Source organism: Parasutterella sp. St.1A3 (assembly GCF_059728705.1).
In genome coordinates this window covers 2112535-2136929 of record NZ_BAAGFK010000001.1, presented here as the reverse complement: position 1 = coordinate 2136929, position 24395 = coordinate 2112535, and the positions used below count along the sequence as shown (strand labels likewise).

The following is a 24395-nucleotide window of genomic DNA, read 5'->3' as shown; positions in this document are numbered from 1 at the left end:
GCGGTGAACCGCTCAATTATGAGTTACTGCTGATTCTGCGCTTGTGCAGAGGCATTTATTCTGTTTTCTTCTCCGAAAACGCGGAAAGCTTCGACGGCAAGCGCTGCGGAAAGAACGGCCAGAACAGTGGAAACTCCGACGATCAACCAGTTTTTACCAAGGTTGGCGTAAATGAGTTGGCCGAGCGAGCAGAAAGTGACCGCAAACATGAAATACATCGGAATTGTGATCATGAGGTGGTTGCGCTTGGATTTCTTTAACCAAGCGGCAATTGCGAGCAGCGCAAGAGCGGCAAGCATTTGGTTTGCGGTACCAAAGATCGGCCAAATGGTCAGGTAAGAACCGGTCGACATGATCCAGGCAAGCGCGATGGTGATGCCGGTCGCGACATAACGGTTGGAAACAGCTTTACCAAGAGGAGAGTTCGCTCCGGCTTTGGTTGTGACCATTTCCTGGAAAATGAAGCGGCCAAGTCGTGTCGCAGTATCCAGAGTGGTCAGCGCAAAGGCGGAAATGGTCAGAGCGACAAACTCCTTGGAGAGATTGAAGTCCAGACCAATCGCAGTCATGAAGGTGGCAGTACCCTGAGAGAAGGCGTTGACAGGGCCGCCGTTTTTAAGCAGTTCGGGCAGCTTGTCAGCCGAAACATAAGCGACGGAAATAATCGCGCAGATGGCGAGCAGACCTTCAATCAGCATCGAACCGTAGCCGATGAGCTTGGCGTTGCGTTCATTGTCGAGCTGCTTGGAGCTGGTTCCGGAACTGACCAGAGAGTGGAAGCCGGAAATAGCGCCGCATGCGACAGTGACAAAAAGAACCGGGAAGAGCCACTGTCCGCCGCCTAAATCAAATCCGACAAAAGGAGAAATTTCCATTTCAGGCTGATACAGACAGATACCGATAAACGCGGCGGCAATCATGATGTAAAGCAGGAAGGAATTCAGATAGTCGCGCGGCTGCAGAAGAATCCAAACCGGAGCGATGGACGCAACAAAAATATAGCCCATCATCAGAAGCAGCCACACGTCCTTTGAAAGCGTGATCGGGAAAATGTGACCCAGCCAAAAAGCGGCGGCCATACCGATGAGACCAATGACAGTGCCGACGGCAAGAGACATGCCGGAGCGATAAACGAGCAGGCCGAATGCAACGGCTAAGACAATAAAGAGCAGAGATGATGATCCGGCGCCGGGGTTGGCGACAAAAGTCGCAGCAACAATGTTGGCAAAAGCCGCAATAATGACCAGAAGCGTCACCCATGCAAAAATTGCGAACAGAAGTTTTGCGCGTTCACCGATGTTCGAGTCAATAATCTGACCGATACTCTGTCCTTTATGACGCAAAGAGGCAACGAGAGAGCCGTAATCGTGGACGCCGCCGAAGAAAATGCTTCCGACAATAATCCAGAGTGTGACTGGGACCCAGCCGAAAACCGCTGCGGTAATGGGGCCGACAATTGGGCCCGCGCCGGCGATTGAGGAGAAGTGGTGGCCGAGCAGTACCGCAGGCCGTGTAGGAAGATAATCAATCCCGTCCTTTTCTGTTTCGGCAGGAGTTTTCCTGCTGGGGTCTACGCCCCACTGTTTGGCCAGCCATGAGCCGTAAGTGAGATAAGCGATTAAAAAGATAACCGCTGACCCCAATAAAATGGTAACGCCATTCATTTATGCACCTTAGAATTGTTCGTCAGTTGAATTAGAGAAGTCATGAAAGAACGAAATTTTTCTTGATCTTCTTTCCAAAGGGATTTGAGTAAATATCTCCTTTGGAGAGATCGATCAAAATAATCGCAAGATCGGCCCATCCGCGAAGCGTGAACCAAAAGTCCTTGTGATATTTCGTTTTTTCAAGCTTACGGATTACTTCGGTCGGAATCTCTTTTTCAGAGATAAGAGCCGCCGTAAAAATAGAGGACATGTGTGATTCGTCCGCCGGAAGTCTGTCAATCAGTCTTTTGAACCGATTGAAACAGGTTTGAATGTCTTCTTCACGGATTCCGTCTGGGAAGACTTCAAGCCCGACATATTCATCATTGTTGATCGTATACAGCGAAACGCTTTTGGCTAGAAAATATTTCTGCGAGGTTCGATTGTGTTCAGCCCATACCGCCAACGATGAGAGCTCATCCGATGGCGGCTGCTTAAAATCAAACGACGCGGTCAGTCTCTGTTCCATAAGGCTGACGTATTCTGAAGCGTTCATTGCATCTCGCGGTATTACAGATGAATTTATTTTATCTTCAGGAAAAATTCATAAAGCGGTTTCTCTCTAGATATTTCCCTGATAAAAAGTGAGTCGGCTGCTCGTATGGATACCCTTGAGCGGGCGGCGGTTCGTAGATTGGAGACACTGGAAGACAAAGCTTGCGCAGAGTGGCAGAAGATCCGTCGGCAGAGCGCTGCAGAATATTTTCGATTCAGTCACAAGCTCAAAACGGGCTTCGCAATTGAAAGGAAAGAGCAAAAAGGCTTCGTGCGCAAAAACGCCGCGGAAAAAGAAAAACGCCGTCAAAAAACGGCGTTTCGAGAATTCTGGCTCCCCGAGTTGGACTTGAACCAACGACCTGCGGATTAACAGTCCGTCGCTCTACCGACTGAGCTATCGGGGAATCGCACGGAGCCTTGCGGCACCGGAAATAAAACCGCTTTCGCGGCCTGAGTATGGCTCCCCGAGTTGGACTTGAACCAACGACCTGCGGATTAACAGTCCGTCGCTCTACCGACTGAGCTATCGGGGAATCACGCGGAGCCTTGCGGCACCGAAAATAAAACCGCTCGCGCGGCTTGAGTATTGGCTCCCCGAGTTGGACTTGAACCAACGACCTGCGGATTAACAGTCCGTCGCTCTACCGACTGAGCTATCGGGGAATCAATAGACCGTAACTATACACAAACAAAGTCACTCGTGCAAATGAAAAGAGAAATTTTTTTCAATTTTTCGCTTGGATCGTACTCATCGACAGAACGCAAACAAAGAGACAAAAAAGACGCCGCGGTGCGCGGCGTCTGAAACTTTGCTTTGGCCTAAGTTTTAGAGGACTTCTTTAATGGCCTCGGCTGTGTATTTGACGTTTCCTTTATTGAGAGAGGCGACGCAGATACGTCCGCTCTTGACCGCGTAAACGCCGAATTCGTCCTTCAGGCGCTGAACCTGTTCGGGAGTCAGACCGGAGAAGGAGAACATGCCTTTCTGACGTGTCACAAATTCGAAGTCTTTCTTGGCGCCTAACGCTTTGAGTTCATCAGCGAGATCACGGCGCATCTCTTTGATGCGTTCGCGCATTTCTTTCAGGTCTGCGTGCCACTGAGCAAGAAGCTCCGGATCGTTAAGAACCTGACCGACAATCTTGGCGCCATGGGCGGGCGGGTTGGAGTAGTTGGCGCGGATGACCGCTTTAAGCGCACTCATAACTCTGGAGGCTTCTTCCGAGTTGTGGCAGACAACAGTCAGAGCACCGATACGTTCGCCATACAGGGAGAAGGACTTCGAGAAGGAATTCGCAACAAGGAATGTGATGCCCGAAGCGGCAAACTGACGGATGGCGCCTGCGTCTTCTTCAAGACCGTCGCCAAAGCCCTGATAGGCGATATCAAGGAAAGGAATCAGTTTGTGTGCGGCGCATACGTCAACAACCTGTGCCCACTGTTCCTGCGTCAGATCAAGACCTGTCGGGTTGTGGCAGCAGGCGTGAAGAATCACAACAGTGTTTTCTTTGAGGCCTTTCAGCGATTCAAGCATCGCGGGGAAGTTAATCTCGCCGCTTGCCTTGTCATAGTACGGGTAGGAGCCGACTTCGAAACCGGCCTGTTCAAAAATAGCAACGTGATTCTGCCAGGTCGGAGCGCTCACAATCGCTTCCGGATTCGGAAGTACCTGAGCGAGGAAGTCTGCGCCGACTTTCAGTGCGCCGGTGCCCCCAAGCGACTGGACTGTCACGGCTTTCTTGTCTTTGATCAGAGCGGAGTCCTCTCCGAAGAGGAGCTTCTGAACGCCGCTCGTGAATGAAGGCAGACCGGAAATGGGAAGGTAAGTATGGGGAGCACCCTCTTCAAGAATCTTCTGCTCGGCCTTTTCAACAACATTCAGCAGAGGAACCTTTCCTTCTTCTGTGCAGTACACGCCAATACTTAAATTGACTTTCTTTTCGCGCGGGTCAGTCTTGAAGGCTTCATTCAGACCGAGAATGGGGTCTTCGGGGGCTTGCGCAACAACATCAAAAATAGATTCAGACATCATTTCCTCTTGAGAGTTTGGATAAAAGGTATGACTCAAGATTAATCCAAAAGGTGACAGGATTTATTGTTTTTTTCTATCAATTGCGAAATTCGTACCAAACCCTCATACAGAACTTGTGCCTGACGGGTTTTCTCGTATTTCCAAATCATTGGAGATGTTTATAGTGGAGGGTGAAGGTGAAAATTTTTCAATTGAGCCTTCCGGTTAATGACTTGCCTTGAGTTAACATGAAGCAACAAGGAGAAAGAAATGAAAGTTGGAATTTGTGTACTCGCCGCGTGTCTTCTCGCCGCCTCCGCTGCGGCTAATGCGAAGATTGTGCATCGCTGGAGTCCCGAGGCCCTTGCTCAGGGAAAGTTTGTGGCTGAGAAAACTGCTTTTGTCCGTAAGGAAGTGAAGCAGGGGGGAATTCAGGTCGAGAATAAACATATTCTCGTCAAAGTTGACTACACAGGCAAACTCTTCCAAGAGCCCTATATGGTCGCCAAGAAATAAATCGGGAATAAACGGCGGCTTATTCCGGGTAAAAGCTCGGAAGTACCGCTCCCGAAACCAAAGGCCGATGCGAGCCGGTTATGCAAATAACCAATCTCCGTCGGCCTTTCCTATTGGTGAAACGAAAAGGCCCGCTTCCGATAACCGGAAGCGAGCCCTTTAAAAGAGACTTTCAGCTTTATTGATTAGGCTTCATCTTTTGAAAAACGCGGTGCGATGAATCCCCAAAGTGTCCAGCCTAAGAATGTGACCAGAGAGCCGTAGAAGACTTCATTGATGCCTGTGGAGAAGAGAGCGTAGAAGCTGTAGACTGCACCGATAAATCCGATGAACACATAGAACTTCGCTTTTGAAGCTTCAACCTTGGCAGCCTTCATGATGACTGCGACGGCAGCCATGGACAGGATGTACGGCATGATGTTTGTCACAACTGCAAGGTCAACCAGCGTGTTGAACTGTTTGAAGAGTTCGGGGCTGATGGTCATGAAGCAGAAGCAGGTCTGGATCGCAACGATGATCAGCATGCCGGCAACCGGAGCTTCCCACTTGTTCACTTTGGCGAAAACCTTCGGGAAGAAACCGTCAACAGCAGACTGCTGGAAAACTTTGGCGATCGTGAACTGCCAGCCGAGTGTGGAACCGGCGCAGGACAGAACGAGCAGCATCATGACGATCTTGCCGATCGTGGAGTTGAACATCATGGTGAAGGTCAGACCGAAAGGCGCATTGGATTTAACCAGTTCAGCGTTCGGAACAATACCGGCGATGATATTGGTGGAGACGATGTAGATGATCGCCACGCCGATCGTCGCAGCCATAACCGCAATCGGAACGTTCTTTTCAGGATTATCGACAGCGTCACTGTTGGCACAGGCGCTTTCCAGGCCGAGGAAGGCCCACAGCGTCATGGAGATGGAAGCGCCGACAGCACTGAAGAAGGGTTCATTGTGCGGGTTCCATGCTTCAACGTACATGGTGGGGCTGAACCAGAACCAGCCGATAACGGACAGAGCGAGAACCGGAAGAATGGCACACCAGACAGCGACGGAAGAGAACTTGCCGGTGATGGAGGCGCCCATGAAGTTGGCCGCTGTACAGACCCAGAGAACTGCGATGGTGGAAACGCATACAGCAACCGGAGAAAGCTCGATGCCTAAGAATTCAGAGCCGTAGCCGACACAGGTGATCGCAATCGCGATATTGGCGAAAAGCAGCGAGACGCCGTATGTGTAGTTGGCCATGAAGTTGCCGGCCTTGCCAAAGGCGTATTCGGTATAGCCGCCCATGCCGGGACGCTTACTGAACATACCGCATTTCGCGAAAGCATAGGCTAAGCACAGAGAACCGAGCGCGGTAATCAGCCAGGACAGAATGGAAATGGTTCCGACTTCAGCGAGTTTTGTCGGGAGCATGACAATACCGGAACCCATCATATTGATCGCAGTCAGCAGTGTGAGCTGCGTTACAGACATTTTTGCACGATTTTCAGACATTTTTTTCCTCTCAGGCCTTCGGCGCCGGGGCGCCGAAGGAAGATTGACTTGGGATCTTTTTATTTACTTGGACTGCATCAGTTTGTTGGCAACGTCTTCTTTGAGAACGTAGCAGTAGACGCGCTTCTTACCGTTCTCATCCTTGACGTAAACACCCTGAAGTTCAGGTGCGAAGCCCGGCATGCGGGTCATCGCTTCTTCCCAAGCGAGGAAGTATTCCAGAACCGGACCGCCCCAGACTTCGCCCGGGAAGCAGCAGAGAACTCCTGGAGGATAGGGAAGAGCACCTTCTGCGGCAACACGGCCTTCGGCCTGATCAAGCGGAATCAATTCAGCGTCGCCTCTGATGAAAGCAAAGTGAGCGGCCTGCGGATTGATAACGGATTTCGGGAAATAGTCCTTGCGGAACATTCTCTTTTGCAGCTCTTTAATGTTTCTGTCTTTATAGAAATCGTGCATTTCCTGACAGAGCTGACGAATCGTGTAACCCTTGTAGCGTTCTTCATTGGCTTTATAAATAGCCGGAAGAGCTTCTTCAAGCGGAGCGTCATCGTCAAGCAGACGTTCGAATCTGGCGATCTGCGTTACGAGATGATCCATCTTCTCTTTGTCTTCGGCAGGAGTCATCAGGAAGAGAATGGAGTTAAGGTCATTCTTTTCGGGGATGATGCCGTTTTCGCGGAGATAGTTGGCAAGAATTGTGGCCGGTACGCCAAATTCTTCATACTCACCGGTTTCAGTATTGATGCCCGGTGTGGTAAGCATGAACTTGCACGGATCAACGAAATACTGATTTGTGCCGTAGCCTTCGAAAGCATGCCATTTTTCACCCGGGACAAACTTGAAGAAGTTCAGATCGGTTGCGATCTGAGCGGTCGGATAATCCTGCCACGGTGTACCGTTGACTCTTGTCGGGATGAAGGGCTTAATGTAATGGCAAGTCGCAAGAAGCAGCTTTCTGGCTTCAATCGTTGTGCGTACGCAGTCGGCCCACAGATTTCTTCCGGCTTCGCCTTCCTGCATCTTCGCGTTGACGTCCAAAGCGGCAAAGAGCGGATAGAAGGGGCTGGTGGAAGCATGCATCATAAAGGCGTTGTTCACAACCTTGTGCGGGATGTATCTTGCCTGACCCTTAATGTGAGAGTCCTTCTTGTGAATCTGAGAAGTCTGAGAGAAACCGGCCTGCTGTTTATGTACAGACTGTGTGACGAAAATGCCGGGGTCTTCAGGTCCGAGGTCCAAGAGCAGCGGAGAGGAGTCGCGCATCATCGGAATGAACTGTTCATATCCGACCCAAGCGGAGTCAAACAGAATGTAGTCGCATAGATGACCGATACGGTCAACAACCTGACGAGCATTGTAAATAGTGCCGTCGTATGTGCCGAGCTGAATAACGGCAAGACGGAACGGACGCTTTGCGTCAGCTTTTTCAGGAGCGACTTCACGAACTAAGTCGCGCAGATATTTTTCGTCAAAGCAGTGTTCGTCAATACCGCCGATGAAGCCGTAAGGATTGCGGCTTGTTTCAAGGTAGACCGGAGTGGCGCCGGCCTGTAAAAGAGCACCGTGGTTGACGGACTTGTGATTGTTGCGGTCGTAAAGAACCAGATCGCCCGGGGTCAAGGCGGCGTTCAGAACGACTTTGTTGGAAGCGGATGTGCCGTTTAAGACGAAGTAAGTTTTGTCCGCGTTGTAAATCTTGGCTGCGGCTTTCTGTGCTGCGAGCGGAGCGCCTTCGTGAATCAGAAGGTCACCCATGGAAACGTCGGCGTTGCACAGGTCGGAGCGGAAGATTTCTTCACCGAAGAAATCATAGAACGCGCGGCCAGCCGGGTGTCTGCGGTAATAAGCACCGCCCTGATGTCCCGGACAGTCGAACTGGGCCTTGCCTTGACGAACATATTTGTTCAGGGAGTCAAAGAACGGGGGAAGAACTTTGCTTTCATAACGGAGCGCGGCTTCGTCAATCTGGCGGGCGTACAGACGGCGGTTGGTGGGTTCGTCATTAATGACGCCGACGATACGGCCGATCAGCTCTTTCGGGGTTTCCTCATTTGCGTTCAGCATAAGGAAAATTGGAAGACCGAAAGCAGAAGCGTCTACTCGTTTAAGACGACCGTTGCGGTAGTCTTCCAAATCAATGACGACAGCGGAAATCTCAGTTAAGTCTGCAGAGCTTAAATCCAGAACTTCGCGTTCAACGTCAAGGATGTTTCTGATCTTCGGGGATGCTGCTACTTTAAGTTTTTGCATAATAAAAGTCCTCGCCGCTTAATTTATAAATAATGAGCGGTTATTAAATTTAGGAATCGATCTCTGTGTTTTGGCGATAAAAATCCTGTCCTGTATTCGTTAAGGACATAGAACCCCATGCTCGAAATTAACGAGCAGCCAAATTTAGAGATGTGATAGGAAAAAATAAGCGCGTTTCTTTTTCAAACAAAAAAGAAACGGAAGGACTAGCAGCCGGAAGAGGAAAACTTGTCAAACGAGAAGCATTCACGCATTAAAAACTGCGTGAGATGACGCGTGCGTCTCATGCCTATGTTAAATAGGCACTTGCCGATATTAAATACACACATGGCAGTATTCCTAATGGATAAAGATGATCGTGCTTGATCTTCTCAAGCACGGGTTTATTCTAGGCTTTGTCTTACAAAATGGCAACATTTCGTAAACCTATTTCGGAGAAGCGAATAGTTGCAAAAAATATTTTTTAAGTAGCAAACTGCATAGTATTTTTAATAAAACTATTCATTCGGAGCGCTCCACTTGAAAATTATTAAATATCCAAATTCACCCTTTGAACTTCATCAGCCTTTCGATGCGGCGGGCGATCAGCCCAATGCGATTAAAGAGCTGGTGGAAGGGATTGAGGACGGACTGACTGCTCAGACTTTGCTCGGTGTAACCGGAAGCGGTAAGACCTATACCATGGCAAATGTGATTGCCCAAACTGGGCTGCCCACTTTAATCATGGCTCCGAATAAAACTTTGGCGGCTCAGCTGTACGCCGAAATGCGGGACTTCTTCCCTAAAAATGCAGTTGAATACTTCGTCAGTTACTACGACTACTACCAACCGGAAGCCTATGTGCCGCAGCGCGACCTCTTTATTGAGAAGGATTCTGCCGTCAATGAGCATATCGAACAGATGAGACTTTCGGCTTCAAAGAGTGTGCTCGAGCGAAGAGACGTCATCATTGTGGCAACCGTGTCGGCCATTTACGGCATCGGCAGCCCCGAGTCATATACGGAGATGCGCCTCATCCTCAAAGTCGGAGAACAAATCGAGCAGAGAGACCTGATCTCCCACTTGGTGCGTATTCAGTACGATCGAAATGATATGGAATTCACGCGCGGAACTTTCCGTGTCAGAGGCGATACGATCGACGTTTTCCCGGCTGAGCATTCCGAAATGGCGCTTCGAATCCAGCTTTTTGATGATGAAATCGAAGCGATGTACTTCTTTGACCCGCTGACCGGAAAGGTGCGCCAGAAAGTGGATCGATTCGCGATTTACCCGACATCGAACTACGTCACGCCGAGAGCGGAGATTCTCAGAGCGATTGAAGCGATCAAGCAGGAACTCAAGGAGCAGGAAGCAAAGTTTATTGCCGAGGGCAAGCTGCTTGAGGCCCAGAGAATCCGCGAGCGCACGCACTTTGACTTGGAAATGCTCAATGAGGTCGGTTTCTGCAAAGGTATTGAAAATTACAGCCGCCACCTCGAAGGAACGAAAGAAGGCGAGCCGCCCGCGACGCTCATCGATTATCTGCCGAAAGATTCATTGATGTTTTTTGATGAATCCCACGTGCTTCTCGGGCAGATCGGCGGTATGTACCGCGGAGACAATGCGCGAAAGTCGACTCTGGTGAATTACGGATTCCGTCTGCCGAGCGCTAAAGACAACCGCCCGCTCAGATTTGACGAGTTCGAGCGCAAAATGCGCCGCTCTGTGTTTGTGTCGGCAACGCCCGCCGACTATGAGCTGAATCATTCTTCCCAGATTGTCGAGCAGGTGGTGCGCCCGACCGGGCTGCTCGATCCGGAAGTGGAGGTGCGGCCTGCTGCGACGCAGGTTGACGACGTGCTCGGAGAAATCAAAACCCGAGTGGCTAAAGGACAGCGTGTCCTGATCACCACGCTGACAAAAAGAATGTCGGAAGATTTAACCGAATTCCTGCAGGATAACGATGTGAAGGTTCGCTATCTGCATTCGGACATTGATACGGTCGAGCGTGTTGAGATTATTCGCGATCTGCGAGCGGGTGTTTTTGATGTGCTGGTGGGCATTAACCTGCTGCGTGAAGGCCTGGATATTCCGGAAGTCACGCTGGTGGCCATTCTGGACGCGGATAAGGAGGGGTTCCTGAGAAGCGAACGCTCCCTGATCCAGACGATCGGACGAGCGGCGAGAAACGCGGAAGGCAAGGCGATTCTGTATGCGGATCACATCACGGATTCTATGCGGCGGGCAATCGACGAGACGGCTCGCCGACGTGAAAAACAGCACGCGTACAACGTCGCGCACCACATCACGCCAAAGAGCGTGAAAAAAGAAATCCGAGACATTATTGACGGTGTATATAAAGAAGATATCCTGGAAGATGATTTTTCACGAATCGATGGTGATGATTACCAGGCGATGGATCCGAAGCAGCTCGCAAAAGAACTTAAGCGGCTCGAAAATGAAATGTTCGAATACGCTAAAAACTTAGAGTTCGAAAAGGCATCTCAGGTTCGAGACAAAATCGCCCTCATTAAGAGGCAGGTTTTCGGTGCGAGCGTGGATGGCGAGGAATCCGGAGCAAAGAATTAGGCAGAAACAAAAAAATAGTTTGCGTTATTAAGGATTACCCTTATAATTTTGCAAATGGTCGGTTTGCGCTATATCCTTATTGTATAAGCGCGTATTGCACCTTTGCGGTATGTGTGAAAAAAATTAAGTTCGACAATTAATCAAGAAATAAAAATGGTCAAAGTATTGTTTGTATGTATGGGGAACATTTGTCGTTCTCCTACGGCGGAAGCTGTCTTTAAAAAGATGGTGAAAGAGGCCGGCCTCTCTGACAAAGTATTGGTGGATTCGGCCGGTACGCACGGCTATCATGTGGGCGAAGCGCCTGACGTGCGTGCGCAGATCGCGGGACGCAAGCGCGGATACGACCTCTCTGAGCTGAGAGCCCGCCAGATTACCGCAGATGATTTCAGAGAATGCGATTTTATTCTCGCTATGGATTGGGAAAATCTGACCGCGATGCAGCAGATTTGCCCGCCTATGTATAAACACAAACTCGCGCTGCTGATGAGATACGCGAGTGAATACGATACCGCGGTGGTGCCTGATCCGTACTACGGAGGCAACGAAGGGTTCAACACCGTCCTTGATTACTGCGAGGACGCCTGCGAAGGACTTTTGGAAGTCGTCAAAAAACGCGCTTCAATGTACGTTCCCGGCTCATCCCTTTAAGTCGGAAATGACCGCCGCTTAGTTGTCGATTCGATAATCTGATGACGGAGACCTCATTCTGAGGCCTCCGTTTATTTTTCTCTTATTTCCTACAGTTGCGGTCGGAAATTATTAAGAGTATTATTTCCGACGTATTAGATCGGAAATAGTATGAAGCTTACAACCAAAGGACGTTTTGCCGTAACTGCGATGCTTGATATCGCGCTCCATGACCCGGAGCAGTATGTGACGATCGCGGCGATTGGCGAGCGCCGTCATCTTTCAAGCGCTTATCTCGAGCAGATTTTTGGAAAACTGCGTCGGGCCGGGCTGCTTGAAGGAATCCGCGGACCCACGGGCGGCTACCGCCTGTCCAAGCCTGCGGATCAAATCACGGTGATGCAGATTCTCGACGCGGTGGACGCCTCTCTTGAGAAGTCAGTCTGCGAGAAGGATCGAGACTGTTGCGACGGAGAAGGCGAGTGCATTACTTTTGATCTTTGGGACAGGCTCAACGAGGAAATGAGACGCTTCCTCAGCGGGATTACGCTGAAAGGACTTGCAGAGCAAAAACTTCTGAAAGACCAAGGCATCCAGAAGATTTCGATCGTCAGAAATTTAACCGAAAAATCACAGACAACCCCTCATTAAAGGCTCAGCCTTTTGGAGACACAAATGAAGTTCCCTATTTACCTTGATTATTCTGCGACCACACCGGTTGATCCGAGAGTTGTCGACAAGATGATTCCGTGGCTCTATGAAAACTTCGGCAACGCCGCAAGTACCAGCCATGAGTACGGCTGGAAAGCCAAAGAAGCGGTAGAAAACGCACGCGCCGAAGTGGCTAAGCTCATCAACGCTGATCCGAAGGAAATCGTTTGGACAAGCGGTGCGACAGAAAGCGACAACCTTGCGCTTAAGGGCGCCGCGCGCTTCCACAAAGACAAAGGCAAGCATCTGATCACCGTCAAAACAGAACACAAAGCAGTGCTCGACTCCATGCGCGAACTCGAGAGAGAAGGCTTTGAAGTGACGTATATGGACGTCAAGGAAGACGGTCTTCTCGATCTGGACGAACTGGCCAAAGCAATGCGTCCGGACACGACTCTGGTTTCCGTTATGGCGATCAACAATGAGATTGGCGTCATTCAGGATATCGAGAAGATCGGAGAAATGTGCCGCGAAAGAGGCATCCTTTTCCACGTGGACGCCACTCAGGCTGTCGGCAAGATGCCGCTTGACATGCAGAAGATGAAAATTGACCTGATGAGCCTTTCCGCTCATAAAGTCTACGGTCCGAAAGGCATGGGCGCGCTCTATGTTCGCCGTAAACCGCGTGTTCGTATCGAAGCCATCATTCACGGCGGCGGCCATGAAAGAGGCATGCGCAGCGGCACACTCGCGACTCATCAGATCGTCGGTATGGGCGAGGCTTATCGTCTGGCTCGCCTTGAGATGGATGAAGAATGCGCCCGTATCAAGAAGCTTCGCGACAAACTGCTCAAGGGCCTTTCGGAGATCGAGGCTGTTCATGTCAACGGAAGCATGGAACACAGAGCTTGCTTTAACCTCAATATGAGTTTTGCCTTTGTCGAAGGTGAAGCGCTGATGGCAAGTTGCAAAGATATCGCCGTCTCTTCCGGTTCTGCCTGCACATCCGCAAGCCTTGAACCTTCCTACGTTCTGAGAGCGCTCGGTATTGACGATGAGCTTGCGCACAGCTCGATCCGTTTCAGCCTCGGCCGCTTCACAACGGAAGAAGAGATTGACTACACCGTCAAACTGATCAAGGAAAAAGTCGCCGAACTCAGAGAAATGTCTCCGCTGTGGGAGATGTACAAGGAAGGCGTTGACCTGAAACAGGTTAAATGGACAGATCACTAAAAAGTAAAGGAATTTCAGATGCAATACAGCGATAAAGTCATGGACCATTTCAACCATCCGAGAAATGTCGGCCGGATGGATAAAAACGATCCCAATGTTGGTACCGGAACACGCGGCGCACCTGCCTGCGGCGATGTGCTGAGCCTGCAGATCAAAGTGAATGACAAGGGCGTCATTGAAGACGCAAAGTTCAAAACCTACGGCTGCACAAGCGCGATCGCTTCAAGCTCTTTGGTGACAGAACTGATTAAGGGCAAAACCATTGAAGAGGCTGAACAGCTGAAGAACTCGGCGATCGCTGAAGAGCTTGAGCTGCCTCCCGTGAAGATCCACTGTTCAATTTTGGCTGAAGACGCGATCAAGGCGGCCGTTGAAGACTATCGCAGCAAACAGGCGAAAAAGGAGCAGAAATAATGGCCGTTACGCTGACAGAAAAAGCCGCGCAGCACGTTTCCGAATTTCTGGCTAGGCGCGGTAAGGGGCTCGGTCTCAGAGTCGGAGTGAAAACCAGCGGATGCTCGGGCATGGCCTACGCCCTGGAGTTCGCAGACAAGCTTGAACCGGAAGACAACGTTTACGAAAGCTTCGGCATCAAAGTGATCGTGGATCCGAAGAGCCTTCCCTACATTGACGGAACAGAACTTGACTTCGTTCGTGAGGGCTTGAACACCGGCTTTAAGTTCAAAAATCCTAACGAAAAGGAAAGCTGCGGCTGCGGCAAGTCCTTCCACGTTTAATTCTGATTGGAGGCGGCATGGCGGCTTTGAATCCGTTTGAAATTTTTGGTCTTGCACCGAAATTTGATCTGGACGAGGATCAGCTTCAGAAGAAGTATCTGGAAGTTCAGCGCAAAGTTCATCCCGACCGGTTCGCCTCCGCGTCCGATGCCGAGAAACGTGTCGCTGAGCAATGGGCGGCACTGATCAACGACGCCTACCACAAGCTTAATGACCCGGTTGAGCGCGGCAAACTGCTGTGCTCAATGAAGGGCGTCGTGGTGGACGGAGAAAGAAGCGGAACTCTTGATGAAACTTTCCTCTTTGATCAGCTCGAGCGCCGGGAGGCGATCGCAGATGCGAAAGCGGCCGCTGACAGTGCAGAGCTGGATCGGCTTAAAAAGGAAATTGAGTCCGAGAGGCAGGATCTGATCCGCCGCGTCAAAGAGGCGCTTGATGATAAGTCCGATGCTGCGCTGGCGGCTGAGGAAATTAAAAAAATCATGTTCTTAAATCGCCAGCTTCAGGATTTTTCATAATGTCCCTTTTACAAATTGCTGAACCGGGCATGTCAACCGCTCCTCACGAGGAGCGGTTCGCTGTTGGTATTGACCTCGGAACCACAAATTCTCTTGTCGCGACGGTGCGTAACGGTGCGGCCGAAGTGCTCCTTGATGAGAGTGATCGGAAACTTCTCCCGTCGGTTGTTCATTACGGAGAAGACGGAAGCATTACGGTCGGCGAGGGCGCTAAAGAATTCGCCCGTACCGACCCGGTGAACACGATCGCGAGCGTAAAGCGCTTAATGGGGCGAGGCTCGGAAGAGCTTAAAAATCATCGCTATATGCCGTACGACTTTGTTCACGGTGAAGGGATGGTTCAGCTTAAGACCGCTCAGGGCGTCAAGAGCCCGGTAGAAATTTCCGCAGACATACTGAAGACGCTCAAGGCCCGCGCCGAGCAGACGCTTGGCGGTGAACTGGTAGGCGCGGTCGTCACGGTGCCGGCGTATTTTGATGACGCTCAGCGTCAGGCAACCAAAGACGCGGCCAAACTTGCGGGACTGAACGTTTTACGTCTGCTGAGCGAGCCGACCGCCGCAGCGCTGGCGTACGGATTGGACAACAGCGCCGAAGGTCTCTACGTCGTGTACGATCTCGGCGGCGGTACCTTTGATGTGTCCGTGCTTCGACTGACGAAGGGCGTTTTTGAGGTGCTTGCCACCGGCGGCAACAGTCAGCTCGGCGGCGACGATTTTGACCAGCGCCTGTACTGCTGGGTGCTTGATCAGCTGGGTAATCCGCTGCTGACAAGAGCTGACAGCCGCATGCTGATGGCAAAGTCCAAGGCCGCTAAAGAAAATCTAACCGGTGAAACGAAAACGACAATTCACGCCAAACTGTCCGGCGACCGAATTGTTAACCTGACGATTTCGCGCGAAGTCTTCAATTCGATTACGCATCATCTGGTTGAGCGCACCATTGAAGCGACACGCCGGACACTGAAGGACGCGAAGTTAAAGCGCGATGAAGTCAAGGGCGTGGTGCTTGTCGGCGGATCTACTCGTATGCCTTGTATTCGCAAGGCTGTGGCCGATTACTTTGAGCGCGAACCGCTGACCAATATCGACCCGGATGAGGTCGTAGCGATCGGCGCGGCGCTTCAGGCGAATCTTCTGGCGGGCAACCGCTCCGGCGACGATTGGCTTCTTCTTGATGTGACGCCGCTTTCGCTCGGCCTGGAAACGATGGGCGGTTTGGTCGAGAAGATTATTCCGCGCAATACGCCGATTCCGGTCGCGATGGCTCAGGACTTTACGACCTTTAAGGACGGACAGACTGCGATGTCTTTCCATGTCCTGCAGGGCGAGCGTGACCTTGCCGAAGACTGCCGCTCGCTCGCTAAATTCGCACTGCACGGAATTCCTCCGAATGTCGCCGGCGCAGCGCGTATTCGCGTCACATTCCAGGTTGACGCTGACGGTCTGCTTTCCGTCACCGCTCGTGAACAGAAAACCGGAGTGGAAGCCGCGGTATCTGTTAAACCGTCCTATGGACTCTCTGAGGACGAGATTACACGCATGCTGAAAGACTCCTACGGTCATGCGCAGGAAGATATGAAGACACGCGAACTTCGCGAGCAGAAGGTCGAGGCGGCGCGTCTGTTGGAAAGTGTATATTCCGCGCTCAGCCAGGACGGCGATCTTCTGAACGAGGAGGAACGTGCTCGAATCGACGCGATGATCGCTAGGCTTGAGTCCGATAGAGCGCAAGATGATGTACAGGCCCTGAAGCTGTCGATTAAGCTTCTTTCTGACGGAACCCAGGATTTCGCGGCAAGAAGAATGAATCGAACCATTCTTGCAGCGCTTCAGGGAAAAACAGTTGACGAGGTTTAAATAATGCCGAAAATTACAGTTCTGCCCCATCCGACAATCTGCCCGAACGGCGCAGAGTTTGAAGCGCCTGAAGGTGCCAATCTCGCCCGCAGTCTGATTGCCAACGGTGTCAATATCGATCACGCATGCGAGTTCTCCTGCGCCTGCACGACCTGCCACTGCTATATCACGAAGGGCTTTGACAGCCTACCGCCGGCGGAAGACGCAGAGGAAGATCTGCTGGACGAAGCATGGGCGCTTCAGAACAATTCCCGTCTGACCTGCCAAACCAAGGTCGGCAGTGAAGATATTGCTGTTGAAATTCCCAAATACTCGCGTAACCATGCAAGAGAGAACGGCTGATGACGCTGACTTGGAAAGACACTCAGGACATCGCGATTGAGCTTGCGGATACGTACCCCGATACAGATCCGCTCACGCTCGGTTTCGAAAAGATGCACGCGATGATCTGCTCTCTGCCGGTTTTTAAGGATGATCCTCAGGCGAGCAATGAAAAGATTCTTGAAGCGATTTTGATGGCTTGGCTTGAAGAACGCGAATAGCTCAGGCGCTTTACAGAAAAAAACGGCCGAAAATTTCGGCCGTTTTTTGTCTGCTTCGGATTTAGTAGAGATCCAGCTCTGTAGGCATGCCTTCCTTGGCGGCTAAACCGACCAGAATTGAGAGCGAAGACTCAAAGGTGAAGAGTCCCGCTTCCATCCGATCAAGAATATCGTCCGGTGTCATGAGTTCAAATTTTTCCACTTCACCGTCAACGTTGTGCGGACGGAATGAATCCGAAACATCAGCGTTGAAAAGGATTGTATTCTCCCGCATCCAGCCTTCGTGTACCGGGCGCGAAATCAGATGGCGGGAACAGAAATAAAACGCGATAGTACCCGGCTCAATGCCGGCTTCTTCATAAGCTTCGCGAGCCATCGCCGAAGGGAAACTCTCGTTCAGAGGCACCATGCCCGCCGCACAGTTATCCCAGTAGCCCGGCCCGATCGCTTTCTTAAAGGAGCGCTGGGCGACCCACAGTCTGCCGTCCTCTGTGAACGGATTCAGGTGTACGGCAAACGTGGAAAAAGCGAACGGACGGCACATTGCCCGTTCAATCGCGGCCAATGTGCAGGCTCTGCCGAGATCGTGCATCGGAACGACGGGCAGCAGCTCATCGCGCCAAGCGAACACCTTGCGTTCAGCTTTAAAAATCTGAGAAACCGCGGCAAGCCTGCGTGAGGCCTGTGCGGAATCCTGAGCACTAAAAAGCAGAGCGTCTTCGCGAATCTCAAAAAAACGGAACCGCCGAACCAGAAACAGAGCGTCCTGACGCAGAAGATGACCGACCTGAACCCCGTTAGAGACAAAGGGGATTCGCTCGTCCGGGATCGGTACCGCGGCTTCTGCGCGCTTTTGCGCGATTAATTCGGCAATTCTCGTTTTTCTATCCATGGCAGCTCCGATTAGGCTTCAGGACGCATGTGCGGGAACAGCAGTACGTCACGAATGCTCGCGGAGTCTGTCAGAAGCATGACAAAGCGGTCAAGACCGACGCCGCAGCCGCCTGTCGGAGGCAGGCCGTATTCGAGCGCGCGGACATAGTCGGCGTCGTAATACATGGCTTCATCATCGCCTTTGGCTTTCAGATCGGCCTGAGCTTTGAATCGAGCCGCCTGATCCTGCGGATCATTCAGTTCGGAGAATCCGTTGGCAGTTTCGCGTCCGGCCATGAAGAGCTCAAATCTTTCCGTAATGCCTTTGCGAGTATCGGAGGCGCGGGCAAGCGGAGAGATTTCAACCGGATAGTCGATGATGTATGTCGGCTGAATCAGCTTGGCTTCAGTCGTGGCTTCGAACATCGCCATCTGAAGCGCGCCGATGCCGGCGTCTTCTTTGGCTGGTTCGCCCAAACGGACCAGTTCCTTGCGCATAAAGTCCGCGTCTTCAAGCTGCTCGGATGTGTATTGAGGCGCATATTTGAGAACCGCGTCTTTGGCGGTCAGACGATCAAACGGTTTGGTCAGATCGATCTCGTGGCCCTGATAGGAAATCTTCGCGGTGCCGATCGTGTTGACGGCGACGGTTCTCAGAAGCTCTTCCGTGTAGTCCATCAGCCAGTGGTATTCCTTGTAGGCGGCGTAGAACTCCATCATAGTGAATTCAGGATTGTGACGGACGTCAACACCTTCATTTCGGAAGGAGCGGTTCAGCTCGAACACGCGTTCAAAACCGCCGACCACGAGTCTCTTCAGATAAAGCTCCGGAGCGATTCTGAGGTACATGTCCATGTCGAGCGCGTTGTGGTGCGTGATGAACGGTTTGGCGTTTGCGCCGCCCGGGATCGGATGCAGCATCGGAGTTTCCACTTCCATGAAGAAGTGCTCCATCATGAATTTGCGGGTTTCTGCGATGGCCTTGGAACGAATGATGAATGTTCTGCGGGTGTCCTCATTCATGATGAGATCCACATAACGCTGTCTGTAGCGCATTTCCGGATCAGACAGACCGTGGAACTTGTCGGGCAGGGGACGAATGTTCTTGGTCAGGAGACGAAGTGTCTTGACGCGAACGGTCAGTTCTCCTGTCTTTGTAAGGAAGAGATCGCCGCTGACACCGATGATGTCGCCGATATCAATCATCTTTTTGAAGAAATCGTAGACTTCTTCGCCAACTTCCGTTTTAGTCAGGAAAAGCTGAATGTGACCGGTGCCGTCTTTGAGCGTCATGAAGCTTGCTTTGCCCATGACACGCTTCAGCATCACACGGCCTGCGAGAGTAACTTCAACCGGAGAAGCTTCGAGCTCTTCAGCAGATTTTTCTCCGTGAAGACGACGGACGTCACCTGTGCGGTCCTTCTGCACGAAGTCGTTCGGATAAGCGACGCCGGCGGCTCTGAGCTTATCGAGTTTTGCCAGACGTTCGGCAATCAGATGGTTTTCCTGAACGGCAGACTCTTCTGTCTGCTGTTCGGCTTTTTCGTTAGACACTTTTTCCTCCATTAATAATTCGGATATCTGTAATAGGCTCTTTCCCAAAGTCACTGCTGTTCAGGTATTCAAGCAGTTTGCGCGCGGTCTCTTCCGCGCTGACCAAGCCGCCCTCCGATTTGAGCTTTTTAAAGCGATCGACGCCGGGGAAGGCGTCCGGAGAGCTTTCGCGGATGCGCGCCTGCATATCGGTATCGACAACACCGGGAGCGGTCGAGGCAAGTTTTGCGCCGTTCACGAGACGCGCCTGATCTTCCGCGGTGACAGCGGTAAATCGGTCAAGCGCCGCTTTGGTTGAGCAGTACATGGCCCAGCCGGGGACGGATTTGCGTGCGGCGCCCGAAGAAATGTTCAGAACGCGCCGATCGGCTTTCCAGTCCCTTGTGTCGGCCAGAAACGCTTGGGTAAGAAGCACCGGAATTTCAAAATTAATGCGAATGCAGTCCACCGCGGCCTGCGGTGTTTGGTATTCAATCGGACCGACAGGGCCGAGAACTCCGGCGTTGTTGATGAGGTTAACGCGCTCGAAATCCTTGTATTCCTCACCCGAAAGCCACCAGCTCAAAAGTTCTACCGCGCCTTTTCTGTCAAGCAGGTCGGCGGAGAACTGCACAAATTCGCAGTCAATTTCTTTGGCCTGATTGACGAGTTCGGGGTTCGGCTTGCGCTCCATCGTGACGACACAGTCGCCTTTTTTCAGAGACTGACGAGCGAGCTCAAAGCCCAAACCTCGTGAGGCTCCGGTAATAATCGTTAAAGTACGCACGCTTTAGACTCCCTGTTTAAGGCTTGCTTCGATAAAGTTTTCAAGCGCGCCGTCCAGAACCGCAGAGGTATTGCCAGTTTCAACATTGGTTCTCAGATCTTTGACGCGGGACTGATCCAGTACATAAGAGCGTATCTGATGTCCCCACGAAATGTCGCTCTTATTGTCTTCCAATTCCTTCTGAGAGGCCTGACGCTTGCGAAGCTCTGCTTCATACAGACGGCTTTTCAGCACGTTCATCGCTTCTTCACGGTTCTGATGCTGACTTCTGCTTGTCTGGCAGGTCGCGACAATGCCGGTAGGAATATGCGTGATTCGAATCGCGGAATCCGTTTTCTGAATGTGCTGACCGCCCGCGCCCGAGGCTCGGAAAGTGTCAACACGCAGATCCGCAGGGTTGATTTCGATTTCAAAGGAATCGTCGATTTCGGGGACCACAAACACGGATGCGAATGATGTGTGGCGGCGGGCGTTGGAGTCAAACGGACTCTTGCGGACTAAGCGATGAATGCCGGTCTCGGTGCGAAGCCATCCGTAAGCGTAGTCTCCGCTGATTTTGATAGTGCACCCTTTGATGCCTGCGACGTCGCCTTCCGTCTCTTCAATGATTTCAGCATCAAAGCCCTGACGTTCCGCAAATTTCAGATACATGCGCTCAAGCATGCTCGCCCAGTCCTGGGCTTCGGTACCGCCGGCACCGGCCTGAATTTCAAGGAAGCAGTTCGCGGAGTCGTGTTCCTGATTGAACATCCTCTGAAATTCGAGGTGTTCGACCTTCTTTCTGAATTCGGCGACGTCCGATTCAACGGATTCAAGCGTACCGTCGTCGTTTTCTTCTTTAGCCATCTCGAAGAGTTCAAGCGCGTCCTGAAGGCCGCCTGTCAGCTCTTTGAGCGTGAGAACAATGTTTTCGAGATGCTTCTTTTCTTTACTGAGCTTTTGTGCTCTTTCCTGATCCTGCCAAACGTCAGGATCCTCTAGTGCCTGAGTGACTTCCTCAAGCTGGCGTTCTTTTTGATCGTAGTCAAAGATACCTCCGAAGCTCGCTCGTGCGGGCAAGGAGGTCTTCGGCAGTCGTGCCGATTAGATTTAGTCGTTCAACTTCCATTTGCTGCAGTTTAGTTTTTGATGGTAAAAAATGAAATTATAGAAGAGGTTAGGCCCCCCAATCGTCGACCTCGTCTTCCATGCTCTCTACAATGAGCTGTACGGAGGTTCGCCCGGCCCATTCATTCAAATCCAGCTTATAGGCCAAGTGCACGTTTTCGGGAATCTCGCGTCTTCTGCGGAACCAGATCGCGTTCAGCGTGCGGCCGTCTGTTTCCAACACAAGCTTTAGGTGCTGATCTTTGAGAATCTTTTGAGAGAGCACGCGGAAGTGGTTGGCAAAAAGCGGTTCGGTAAAGCCCTGTCCCCACACGTTGGAACGGATTTCCCGAACTAATTCCGCATTAAAGTCTCCCGCGCTGAGCTCGCCATCGGTCAGGACATTCTTTTCAAAGGCGCCGGGCTGCGCGGTGTCGGTGATCGCCGCTTCAAAAGCTTCCTTAAAGAGTTCGAATTTGTCCGCGTGTATGGTGAGGCCTGCCGCCATGGCGTGGCCGCCGAATTTAACAATCATCCCCGGGTTGCGCTTATCAACCAGATCCAGTACATCGCGAAGATGAATGCCGGGGATAGAGCGGCCCGAACCCTTCAGATACTGCACGCCGTTTTCTTCCGAAGGCGCAAACGCAATGGTCGGACGATAGGTCTTCTCCTTGATGCGGGAGGCGACAATGCCGACAACTCCGCTGTGCCAGTTATCGCCCTTGATGGCGATGGAGTTGGTTTCTCCGACCGCAATTGTTTGCGTTTCAATGAGCGCTTCTGCCTGCATATCATCTTCAATGCTTCGTCTTTTCTTGTTGAAGCTTTCCAGCTGATCGGCAATGTCCAGCGCATGGCCGTAATCGGAAGTGCAGAGACACTCCACACCCAGTTCAATCGAATCTAATCGGCCTGCGGCATTGATGCGAGGACCGATTAAAAAGCCTAAATCCGACGCGTTTAAAAAGAGCGTGTTTTTACGGCTCTTTGTCAGGAGCGCCGAGATGCCGGGCTGCATGCGGCCTTCACGCATGCGCTCAAGGCCTTTAGAGACCAAAATGCGGTTATTGCGGTCCAAGGGAACCACGTCAGCCACGGTGCCGAGAGAAACCAGATCGATGAAATTCAGCAGGTTGGGCTGTTTGCCGCCCGCAAAAGCGTTTCGTTTTCTGAGTTCTGCGCGCGTAGCAAGCAAAACGTAAAACATGACGCCGACACCCGCAAGCGACTTGCTCGGGAACGTGTCGCCGTGCTGATTTGGATTCACGATTAGGGTGTCCGGGACGCGGCTTCCGGGAAGATGGTGGTCTGTGACGATCACATCAATGCCCAGAGACTTCGCATACTCAACGGCATCGTAGGAAGAAATGCCGTTGTCAACCGTGATGATCAAATCGGGTTTTCTTTCCGCCGCTCTTTTAACCAGGGGCGTTGAAAGGCCATAGCCGTCTTTTTCCCGATCCGGGATCAGATAGTCGACGTTTTTAGCGCCGAGCGCGCGAAGGCCGAGGCGGGCAAGCGAAACGGAGGTCGCTCCGTCGCAGTCATAGTCGCCGATGATCATGATCTTCTTCTGCGCTTGGATCGCGTCGGCAAGACGGGCGCCGGCGGCTTCACAGTTTAAAAGCTGATCCGGCGCAAGCATATTGTGAAGATCGTAGTTCATGTCTTCGGGAGACTTGACGCCGCGGGCGGAGAGGGCGCGCGCGAGCGGTTCCGAATAACCGCGGTTAATCAGCGCCTGTACGGTGTTGTGGTCAAAACGACGTGTTGAGAATTTTGTCATGTGTCCAATCCGGTGTTAGAGATTGCCGGCGCTAAGCCAATCAGCGGCGTGGTCGTATTTTTTTCTGAAGAGAGAAAAACCTTTTGCGGGCTCCTTGGTTCGCTCAACAATGCTGACACGCATGCCCGAGCACGCCACAAGACGCGGATGATACTTTTCAAATCCGACGCAGCCCTCCATGTAGGTGCGGAGTTTTTCAATGGTCTGATCCCAAGTCTTGGTCCACAGTTCAGAGTCCTCTTTAACGCGAGGGTCCTCAAAATCGGTCATGACGCAGAGCCGATCGCCTTCCGGACAATCCGGCCAGCCTTTTTTCGGGCTGACGATGTAATTTTTTGAGATGCCTGCCGCTTCAGCCACGCCTTTCGCATACGGATCGTCCGAGAGCAGACAGCGAATTTGGGTGTAAGGCAGCAGCTGTTCATCAAAACCTCCGCCGCTTACCCAGAACCCGTCAAGTCTCGGTTTGCCTTCTTGGTTTCTTCTGCGGTTCAGCTCACTTGAAGCAAGCGCGCTTTCAATTTCCTGATGAAGCTCTTCCCACTGCGATGCGTTTTCGCCGTCGGCGGGCGTTTTGAGCTTGCCTCTTTGCGCTTCCCACGGCACACAAATCGTGTTCCATGCCTGCTTGCGAACAAAGAAGAAGCGTCCGTCAAGGACCTGTACGTCAAAATTAAACCGTCTGGCAAGCGGAGAGAAAAGATCTCTCAGATCGCACTCGTCATCAATGTCAAAGGTGTCAGACGAAGATTCCAGCCGCCCGTCTTCAAACCGATAGCCGTTCAGAGACCAAAATTCCTGATCGACTTTAGGGCCGCCGAGTCCTTTCCACGTGTAGGGGGCGGTAGGCGCAAGCGTATCGCGCTGGCTCAGCAGCATCCAGAGCCATTGGGAGGCGGTAAAACCGGAAAGCGCCGGATTGGCGAACACGTCAGTGCAGCGAAAACTGTCACAGTTGGCTAAGAACTCGCGAAGCGAGGCGGGGGCGACGGCTTTGCCGAGCCGTTTTGTCTGCTCGGACGAAAGAACCAAATTTGGGAATAAAAATATTGTGGCTGGCATAACCTTGCCATTTTAATAGTCGATGCGCGACAGCTAAAATAATTCGACTA

General features: G+C 51.7%; 22 protein-coding genes and 3 tRNA genes. 11 read left to right on the top strand and 14 right to left on the bottom strand.

What is annotated here, in order from left to right:
- Positions 1 to 23 precede the first annotated feature (23 nt).
- From AC6I1F_RS09950 to AC6I1F_RS09925, 6 genes are all read right to left on the bottom strand, one after another.
- The gene (locus tag AC6I1F_RS09950) at positions 24 to 1664 is read right to left on the bottom strand and encodes a carbon starvation CstA family protein (protein ID WP_160335796.1); all 1641 of its coding nucleotides are present in this window, start codon (positions 1662 to 1664) and stop codon (positions 24 to 26) included.
- A 40-nt stretch (positions 1665 to 1704) separates the two neighbouring features.
- Positions 1705 to 2202, bottom strand: coding sequence for a DUF8052 family protein (locus AC6I1F_RS09945; protein WP_160335795.1), 498 nt, complete (start codon positions 2200 to 2202; stop codon positions 1705 to 1707).
- A gap of 330 nt (positions 2203 to 2532) precedes the next feature.
- Positions 2533 to 2608 (bottom strand) — tRNA-Asn (locus AC6I1F_RS09940).
- Between the two features lie 53 nt (positions 2609 to 2661).
- Positions 2662 to 2737: transfer RNA gene (locus tag AC6I1F_RS09935), tRNA-Asn, on the bottom strand.
- Between the two features lie 54 nt (positions 2738 to 2791).
- Positions 2792 to 2867 (bottom strand) — tRNA-Asn (locus tag AC6I1F_RS09930).
- Between the two features lie 163 nt (positions 2868 to 3030).
- Entirely contained in the window at positions 3031 to 4233 is a 1203-nt protein-coding gene (locus AC6I1F_RS09925; protein ID WP_160335790.1) for an amino acid aminotransferase, read from the bottom strand.
- Between the two features lie 252 nt (positions 4234 to 4485).
- Between AC6I1F_RS09925 and AC6I1F_RS09920 the strand changes: the two genes are divergently transcribed.
- Complete coding sequence (locus tag AC6I1F_RS09920) at positions 4486 to 4731, top strand: hypothetical protein (RefSeq protein ID WP_251452299.1); 246 nt, start codon at positions 4486 to 4488, stop codon at positions 4729 to 4731.
- 185 nt (positions 4732 to 4916) lie between these two features.
- Here AC6I1F_RS09920 and potE read toward each other — a convergent pair whose 3' ends face one another.
- Both potE and speF read right to left on the bottom strand, forming a co-directional pair.
- Positions 4917 to 6224 carry a putrescine-ornithine antiporter gene (gene potE, locus AC6I1F_RS09915; RefSeq protein WP_160335788.1) on the bottom strand — a complete coding sequence of 436 codons (1308 nt, stop codon included), beginning with the start codon at positions 6222 to 6224 and terminating at the stop codon, positions 4917 to 4919.
- Between the two features lie 63 nt (positions 6225 to 6287).
- A complete protein-coding gene (gene speF, locus AC6I1F_RS09910) occupies positions 6288 to 8477 on the bottom strand; it encodes an ornithine decarboxylase SpeF (protein ID WP_160335787.1) in 2190 nt (729 codons plus the stop codon).
- Positions 8478 to 8996: 519 nt separating this feature from the next.
- On the opposite strand from speF, the gene uvrB reads away from it, so the two are divergent.
- From uvrB to iscX, 10 genes are all read left to right on the top strand, one after another.
- Complete coding sequence (uvrB, locus tag AC6I1F_RS09905; RefSeq protein WP_251452303.1) at positions 8997 to 11045, top strand: excinuclease ABC subunit UvrB; 2049 nt, start codon at positions 8997 to 8999, stop codon at positions 11043 to 11045.
- A gap of 153 nt (positions 11046 to 11198) precedes the next feature.
- Positions 11199 to 11696, top strand: coding sequence for a low molecular weight protein-tyrosine-phosphatase (locus AC6I1F_RS09900; RefSeq protein ID WP_160335785.1), 498 nt, complete (start codon positions 11199 to 11201; stop codon positions 11694 to 11696).
- Between the two features lie 150 nt (positions 11697 to 11846).
- The gene (locus AC6I1F_RS09895) at positions 11847 to 12326 is read left to right on the top strand and encodes an Rrf2 family transcriptional regulator (RefSeq protein ID WP_160335784.1); all 480 of its coding nucleotides are present in this window, start codon (positions 11847 to 11849) and stop codon (positions 12324 to 12326) included.
- A 24-nt stretch (positions 12327 to 12350) separates the two neighbouring features.
- Positions 12351 to 13559, top strand: a complete 1209-nt coding sequence (locus AC6I1F_RS09890; protein WP_160335783.1) for an IscS subfamily cysteine desulfurase — start codon at positions 12351 to 12353, stop codon at positions 13557 to 13559.
- An 18-nt stretch (positions 13560 to 13577) separates the two neighbouring features.
- The gene (iscU, locus tag AC6I1F_RS09885) at positions 13578 to 13973 is read left to right on the top strand and encodes a Fe-S cluster assembly scaffold IscU (RefSeq protein WP_160335782.1); all 396 of its coding nucleotides are present in this window, start codon (positions 13578 to 13580) and stop codon (positions 13971 to 13973) included.
- Positions 13973 to 14296 carry an iron-sulfur cluster assembly protein IscA gene (gene iscA, locus AC6I1F_RS09880; RefSeq protein WP_289163129.1) on the top strand — a complete coding sequence of 108 codons (324 nt, stop codon included), beginning with the start codon at positions 13973 to 13975 and terminating at the stop codon, positions 14294 to 14296. The genes iscU and iscA overlap by 1 nt, the downstream gene beginning before the upstream one ends.
- 17 nt (positions 14297 to 14313) lie before the next feature.
- Positions 14314 to 14814, top strand: coding sequence for a Fe-S protein assembly co-chaperone HscB (gene hscB / locus AC6I1F_RS09875; RefSeq protein ID WP_251452305.1), 501 nt, complete (start codon positions 14314 to 14316; stop codon positions 14812 to 14814).
- On the top strand, positions 14814 to 16673 hold the full coding sequence (hscA, locus tag AC6I1F_RS09870) for a Fe-S protein assembly chaperone HscA (protein WP_289185220.1): 1860 nt from the start codon (positions 14814 to 14816) through the stop codon (positions 16671 to 16673). The genes hscB and hscA overlap by 1 nt, the downstream gene beginning before the upstream one ends.
- 3 nt (positions 16674 to 16676) lie before the next feature.
- A complete protein-coding gene (gene fdx / locus AC6I1F_RS09865; protein WP_160335778.1) occupies positions 16677 to 17015 on the top strand; it encodes an ISC system 2Fe-2S type ferredoxin in 339 nt (112 codons plus the stop codon).
- Entirely contained in the window at positions 17015 to 17215 is a 201-nt protein-coding gene (gene iscX / locus AC6I1F_RS09860) for a Fe-S cluster assembly protein IscX (RefSeq protein WP_160335777.1), read from the top strand. The genes fdx and iscX overlap by 1 nt, the downstream gene beginning before the upstream one ends.
- 61 nt (positions 17216 to 17276) lie before the next feature.
- Here iscX and AC6I1F_RS09855 read toward each other — a convergent pair whose 3' ends face one another.
- The 6 genes from AC6I1F_RS09855 to AC6I1F_RS09830 form a co-directional block, all read right to left on the bottom strand.
- Positions 17277 to 18107, bottom strand: coding sequence for an NUDIX hydrolase (locus AC6I1F_RS09855; RefSeq protein ID WP_289163132.1), 831 nt, complete (start codon positions 18105 to 18107; stop codon positions 17277 to 17279).
- 11 nt (positions 18108 to 18118) lie between these two features.
- Positions 18119 to 19654: a lysine--tRNA ligase gene (lysS, locus tag AC6I1F_RS09850; protein WP_160335775.1), complete on the bottom strand. Its 1536-nt coding sequence runs from the start codon at positions 19652 to 19654 to the stop codon at positions 18119 to 18121.
- Complete coding sequence (locus AC6I1F_RS09845; RefSeq protein WP_160335774.1) at positions 19635 to 20408, bottom strand: SDR family NAD(P)-dependent oxidoreductase; 774 nt, start codon at positions 20406 to 20408, stop codon at positions 19635 to 19637. Before AC6I1F_RS09845 ends, lysS begins: the two co-directional genes overlap by 20 nt.
- A 3-nt stretch (positions 20409 to 20411) precedes the next feature.
- A protein-coding gene (gene prfB / locus AC6I1F_RS09840; protein WP_160335773.1) for a peptide chain release factor 2 occupies positions 20412 to 21516 on the bottom strand; the annotation gives its coding sequence in 2 pieces (ribosomal slippage) (positions 20412 to 21434 and positions 21436 to 21516; 1104 coding nt in all).
- 48 nt (positions 21517 to 21564) lie between these two features.
- Positions 21565 to 23283 (bottom strand): single-stranded-DNA-specific exonuclease RecJ, encoded by a 1719-nt coding sequence (gene recJ, locus AC6I1F_RS09835; RefSeq protein ID WP_160335772.1) that lies wholly within the window; start codon positions 23281 to 23283, stop codon positions 21565 to 21567.
- Positions 23284 to 23298: 15 nt separating this feature from the next.
- The gene (locus tag AC6I1F_RS09830) at positions 23299 to 24345 is read right to left on the bottom strand and encodes a hypothetical protein (RefSeq protein WP_160335771.1); all 1047 of its coding nucleotides are present in this window, start codon (positions 24343 to 24345) and stop codon (positions 23299 to 23301) included.
- Positions 24346 to 24395 lie beyond the last annotated feature (50 nt).

Bases quoted from the DNA above. Each gene is read 5' to 3' on its own strand.
- AC6I1F_RS09950 (WP_160335796.1), bottom strand. From the start codon at position 1,664: ATGAATGGCGTTACCATTTTATTGGGGTCAGCGGTTATCTTTTTAATC.
- AC6I1F_RS09945 (WP_160335795.1), bottom strand. From the start codon at position 2,202: ATGAACGCTTCAGAATACGTCAGCCTTATGGAACAGAGACTGACCGCG.
- AC6I1F_RS09925 (WP_160335790.1), bottom strand. From the start codon at position 4,233: ATGTCTGAATCTATTTTTGATGTTGTTGCGCAAGCCCCCGAAGACCCC.
- AC6I1F_RS09920 (WP_251452299.1), top strand. From the start codon at position 4,486: ATGAAAGTTGGAATTTGTGTACTCGCCGCGTGTCTTCTCGCCGCCTCC.
- potE (WP_160335788.1), bottom strand. From the start codon at position 6,224: ATGTCTGAAAATCGTGCAAAAATGTCTGTAACGCAGCTCACACTGCTG.
- speF (WP_160335787.1), bottom strand. From the start codon at position 8,477: ATGCAAAAACTTAAAGTAGCAGCATCCCCGAAGATCAGAAACATCCTT.
- AC6I1F_RS09900 (WP_160335785.1), top strand. From the start codon at position 11,199: ATGGTCAAAGTATTGTTTGTATGTATGGGGAACATTTGTCGTTCTCCT.
- AC6I1F_RS09895 (WP_160335784.1), top strand. From the start codon at position 11,847: ATGAAGCTTACAACCAAAGGACGTTTTGCCGTAACTGCGATGCTTGAT.
- AC6I1F_RS09890 (WP_160335783.1), top strand. From the start codon at position 12,351: ATGAAGTTCCCTATTTACCTTGATTATTCTGCGACCACACCGGTTGAT.
- iscU (WP_160335782.1), top strand. From the start codon at position 13,578: ATGCAATACAGCGATAAAGTCATGGACCATTTCAACCATCCGAGAAAT.
- iscA (WP_289163129.1), top strand. From the start codon at position 13,973: ATGGCCGTTACGCTGACAGAAAAAGCCGCGCAGCACGTTTCCGAATTT.
- hscB (WP_251452305.1), top strand. From the start codon at position 14,314: ATGGCGGCTTTGAATCCGTTTGAAATTTTTGGTCTTGCACCGAAATTT.
- hscA (WP_289185220.1), top strand. From the start codon at position 14,814: ATGTCCCTTTTACAAATTGCTGAACCGGGCATGTCAACCGCTCCTCAC.
- fdx (WP_160335778.1), top strand. From the start codon at position 16,677: ATGCCGAAAATTACAGTTCTGCCCCATCCGACAATCTGCCCGAACGGC.
- iscX (WP_160335777.1), top strand. From the start codon at position 17,015: ATGACGCTGACTTGGAAAGACACTCAGGACATCGCGATTGAGCTTGCG.
- AC6I1F_RS09855 (WP_289163132.1), bottom strand. From the start codon at position 18,107: ATGGATAGAAAAACGAGAATTGCCGAATTAATCGCGCAAAAGCGCGCA.
- lysS (WP_160335775.1), bottom strand. From the start codon at position 19,654: ATGGAGGAAAAAGTGTCTAACGAAAAAGCCGAACAGCAGACAGAAGAG.
- recJ (WP_160335772.1), bottom strand. From the start codon at position 23,283: ATGACAAAATTCTCAACACGTCGTTTTGACCACAACACCGTACAGGCG.
- AC6I1F_RS09830 (WP_160335771.1), bottom strand. From the start codon at position 24,345: ATGCCAGCCACAATATTTTTATTCCCAAATTTGGTTCTTTCGTCCGAG.